Here is a 2,537-nt window from a genome sequence, read left to right on the forward strand (position 1 = left end):
CCGTTTGCAGAGAAACTCTCTAAGTTGAGAAAGGACAGAGGGCTTACGCAGGAAGAGCTCGCAAAAAAGGTTGGTGTGGGGATCGCTCAGATGAGACGATATGAGAAGGGCGCTTCTTCTCCTACGCTGGAGGTCATTAAGAATATGGCAAAGACGCTCGCCGTATCTTCAGATGAACTGATATTTGATGAAAAGGAAGGCGTAGCCTCTGCAAGAATACTTGATTCTAAACTGCTTGAGCAGTTTGAGACGATCTCAAATCTGAATCCCCGTGACAGAGATGCACTCGTGACCATTATAGAAAGCGTGATCATAAAAAATAAAATTCAGGAGGTAATGCCGCCGATGTCTGATACCGTATGGACAAAGGAAATGCAGAAGGTAGTCTCTGAGTTCAGAAAGGGTGCTGAGGGTTATTCCGAGGAGGAGATAGAGAGCATTGTTGATGAAGCGGTTGCCGCTGTAAGGGCTGAGAAAAAGCACAAAAGAGAAAAAGTTGCAGTCTAAGCTCAGGGCTGTTGTAGATACCAACCTCTTTATCAGCGGACTCTTTGGTAAAGATACTTTATCGTCTACGCTTCAAGACCTCTGGGTTCATCGTGAGTTTGAACTGGCTACTTCTATCGAGATTCTGAGAGAGGTCAGCCGGGTTCTCCAGTATCCGAGGATCAGGGAAAGGTTCAAACCGAGAGAGGAAAACATCAGGCGGTTCTTCAGGCTCATCTTCAGAAAAGCGATTATCACAAAAGACCTTTATTCCATTGACAGGATTACTGATGACCCATCAGATAACATCTTCCTCTCCTGTGCTATGGAAGCCAACGCCGATTACATCGTCTCAAGAGACCCGCACCTCAGAAACCTCAAACACTTCCACGGCATCAAGATCATCGATGTCAAGGCCTTTGTCGAGAGGGTGAGGAAGGGATAAATTAATTCAGCCTGTCCCCTTTTCGGTTCTGCTACTCCTATGGTCTCAAAGTCTGAGAGTATGTAGTTAAAAAGAGAAGTATCTTTTAAGAACTCTAATGCTTCTTCTTCCTCTGTTTTTGTCATTCGCTCTATGGGGGTTGTCTCTGCATTCTCAGGTTTCCATGATTCAGCGATGTCTATGAGCTTTGTTATGTCCTCTGTAATCAGTTCTTCCTTCTCTGTAAATAGCACTGCACATGCCTTTACAAAGAAGAGTCTGCTTCTGTTGGAATAAAGGTCAACGGTGTCGAGATGAAACCTGATTGCGGAATGCGGATTTCGGATTGCGGAATCTGACGGCTGAGAGCTCTTGCCCGCCAAGGAGGGGATAGCTGACAGCTTTATGGCTTTGATCGTTGCCTTGAGTTTTACGCCTTCTTTTGTAATTCCTTTTAGCTCGTATCTTCTTTCTCCATACTGGATGGTGAAGCCTGTATCTGTCTTCTCATAAAACTTCTGTTCCTGTTTGATCGCTTTATCCGATCTGATGGAGTATCTCGGGTTGGTTTCTTTTAAGAGACGTTCAAAGATCGCTGCTGCATCTGCGGTTAAAGACTTGTCCTGCGCGGAGTCGAAGGAGAAGAAGGAGTTGATGTCTATTTTAAAGCTCCCCTCCTTCGATAAGGAGGGGTCTCCCGAAGGGAGGGGGTGGTTGACGTCACAGGTATCAGGCAGAGTGATAATGTATGAGTCTATATTTTTTTCTTTTAGTTGCTCTTTAATCCTCTCTGCTCCATGTTCCCCTGCATCATCCCGGTCAAAGCAGATATAGACTTCCTTTGTCTGATGTCTTGCAAATAGAGCAAGATGATCCTCCGTAAGGCCGTTTACGCCATAGCAGGGGATAACATCTTTGAACCCGGCGTTGTAGAGAGTAAGAGCATCTATGATTGATTCCGTGAGGATAAGTGATTTGCTTCTTTTGGCTGCCTGATGATTGAAGACACCTTTTCTCTGACTGGGTAGATAGAGATGTGTTACAAATCCCCCCTCGCCCCCCTTTGCAGATAAACCCGATTACATCCCCACCGGCATTACAGCCGAAGCAATGATAGAGGTTGGTCTTGGGGTTGACGGTAAAGGACGGGGTCTTTTCTTTGTGGAAGGGACAGAGGCCGACGTAATTACTACCTTTCTTTTTAAGGCTTACACCGTAAGATGAAACAACTGTCATAAGGTCATGGTCTTTCTTGATCACCTCTATGTCTGCTTTGCTAATTCTCATAAAAACCTGTCAAGAGAAAAATGTTGCAAAAATCCAAAAATTGGGTTAATATCTTATATGTGCTATTAAATGTTAGTAGAATATCATATATGATTTTTAATGTCAAGGATAAACTGTGATGAAACGCTCTCATAATAACGGTAGTCCAAAAATCCCATGCTATAATCCAATCAAAAAGAGATTGGAGGTATACATTATGCCGTTTGCAGAGAAACTCTCTAAGTTGAGAAAGGACAGAGGGCTTACGCAGGAAGAGCTCGCAAAAAAGGTTGGTGTGGGGATCGCTCAGATGAGACGATATGAGAAGGGCGCTTCTTCTCCTACGCTGGAGGTCATTAAG

At 44.3% G+C, this 2,537-nt stretch carries 4 protein-coding genes and 1 pseudogene; 3 read left to right on the top strand and 2 right to left on the bottom strand.

Translation table 11 applies throughout. The annotated features are described in order from the left end of the window. Both HY805_04075 and HY805_04080 read left to right on the top strand, forming a co-directional pair. Positions 1-507: helix-turn-helix domain-containing protein (locus tag HY805_04075; GenBank protein MBI4823394.1), on the top strand; the 507-nt coding region annotated here is incomplete at its 5' end. Next, positions 497-931, top strand: coding sequence for a putative toxin-antitoxin system toxin component, PIN family (locus HY805_04080; GenBank protein ID MBI4823395.1), 435 nt, complete (start codon positions 497-499; stop codon positions 929-931). The genes HY805_04075 and HY805_04080, both read left to right, overlap by 11 nt. On the opposite strand, the gene HY805_04085 is transcribed toward HY805_04080, so the two are convergent. Both HY805_04085 and HY805_04090 read right to left on the bottom strand, forming a co-directional pair. Next, positions 829-1,878 (bottom strand): toprim domain-containing protein, encoded by a 1,050-nt coding sequence (locus tag HY805_04085; protein ID MBI4823396.1) that lies wholly within the window; start codon positions 1,876-1,878, stop codon positions 829-831. The genes HY805_04080 and HY805_04085 overlap by 103 nt on opposite strands. 100 nt (positions 1,879-1,978) lie before the next feature. Then, positions 1,979-2,197: pseudogene (locus HY805_04090) on the bottom strand (DNA primase). A gap of 196 nt (positions 2,198-2,393) precedes the next feature. On the opposite strand from HY805_04090, the gene HY805_04095 reads away from it, so the two are divergent. Continuing rightward, the coding region (locus HY805_04095; protein ID MBI4823397.1) for a helix-turn-helix transcriptional regulator at positions 2,394-2,537 on the top strand (144 nt) is incomplete at its 3' end.

The sequence above is a fragment of the Nitrospirota bacterium genome, from assembly GCA_016207905.1.
Taxonomy (GTDB): domain Bacteria; phylum Nitrospirota; class Thermodesulfovibrionia; order Thermodesulfovibrionales; family JdFR-86; genus JACQZC01.